1 protein-coding gene and 1 pseudogene are annotated in these 1,658 nt (G+C 66.4%); both read left to right on the plus strand.

Going from position 1 to position 1,658, the window contains the following annotated elements; translation table 11 throughout:
- Positions 1 to 1,138 (plus strand): annotated as a pseudogene (locus JCM19049_RS13525) (amino acid permease); the annotation flags it as partial.
- Between the two features lie 157 nt (positions 1,139 to 1,295).
- Positions 1,296 to 1,628 carry an XRE family transcriptional regulator gene (locus JCM19049_RS13530; RefSeq protein ID WP_279403224.1) on the plus strand — a complete coding sequence of 111 codons (333 nt, stop codon included), beginning with the start codon at positions 1,296 to 1,298 and terminating at the stop codon, positions 1,626 to 1,628.
- Positions 1,629 to 1,658: the final 30 nt, after the last annotated feature.

A 1,658-nucleotide genomic window follows, 5' to 3' on the forward strand; every position in this document is an offset into this window, starting at 1 on the left:
CGATCGTGGACATCACCGCCGCGGCGCTGTACATGAACTTCTTTGGCAAATACGTGCCCTGGATCGGCGCGGTGCCGCAGTGGCTGTGGGCGCTGGCCGCCCTGCTGCTGGTGCTGTCGATGAACCTGATCTCGGTGAAGGTCTTTGGTGAGCTGGAGTTCTGGTTTGCGCTGATCAAGGTGGTGGCGCTGGTCGCCTTCCTGCTGGTGGGCTGCTACTTCGTGATCTTCGGGACCCCGATCGAGGGCCACCAGGTCGGCTTCTCGTTGATCAGCGACAACGGCGGGCTGCTGCCCAGCGGCCTGATGCCGGTGCTGGTGCTGATGCAGGGCGTGGTGTTCGCCTACGCCTCGATCGAGCTGATCGGCACCGCCGCCGGGGAGGCGAAGAACCCGGAAAAGGTGATGCCCAAGGCGGTGAACACGGTCATCGTGCGCATCGCGGTGTTCTACGTCGGTTCGCTGGTGCTGCTCTCCCTGCTGCTGCCCTACACCGCCTACAAGGACGGCGAGTCCCCGTTCGTGACGTTCTTCGGCGCGATCGGCGTGCAGGGCATGGATGTGGTGATGAACCTGGTGGTGCTCACCGCGGCGCTGTCCTCGTTGAATGCCGGTTTGTACTCCACCGGCCGGATCCTGCGCTCGATGTCGCTGAACGGCTCGGCCCCGCGCTTTGCGGGGCGGATGAACAAGGCCGGGGTGCCCTACGGCGGCATTGTGATCACCGCGGTGATCGCCGTGTTCGGTGTGCTGCTGAACGCGATCGTGCCGGCCTAGGCGTTTGAGATCGTGCTGAACTTCGCCGCGATCGGCATCATCTCCGCGTGGGCGATGATCGTGCTGTGCCAGATGGCGCTGGTGAAGAAGGCCCGCGCCGGCCAGCTGCAGCGCCCGTCCTTCCGGATGCCGCTGGCGCCGGTCTCCGGGTGGGTGACGCTGGTCTTCCTGGCCTGGTGCTGGTGATGATGGCGTTCGACAACCCGGTGGGCACCTGGACGATCGCCTCGCTGGCGATCATCATCCCGCTGCTGGTGATCGGCTGGTTCCTGTGCCGTGACCGGATCAACGAGATCGCCGCCGCCCGCCTGGCGGCCGAACGCCGCGTGCAGGAAGACGAGGCCGAACACAGCCGCCTCTAGGCTGGAGCGGCCCTTGACCCTCCCAAGGGCCCGAATCCGCAGTGCGCTGCGGGTCCGGGCCCCTTCGGCGTTGCTGCGGCACCACGGATGAGCCGGTGATTCTGGGAGAGTGGGCCAAGCCCTTCACTTTCACCCGCCCGCTTGGGATGCTGGGGCCATGACGCTCTTTAATCCCATTATCCGTCCAGGCCAGGCCCAGGCTGCCCGGGTCCTGGTGCAGGTAACCCCGGACTATCTGAGCCAAAAGTCCGGGTTCGATCTGGCCCTGTTGCGTGACTTCGAGGCCGGGCGCGTGGAGCTGGACGCCGACCAGCAGGAGAAGCTGCGCGCCGCACTGGAGGGCCTGGGCGCCGTCTTCCTGCCCGAGGACGAGGAGTTCGGCCATGGTGTGCGTCTGAAGTTCAACTCCCGCAAGGCCCATTCGATTCGCACCTGGAAGGTGAGGGCGGCGCGGCCCAGCCCGACGTCGTCTAGGTGCTGCGGGCCGTAACCCGGAACGGTGCACCGGTCCCGCGGCCAG

Source organism: Arthrobacter sp. JCM 19049, assembly GCF_001310435.1.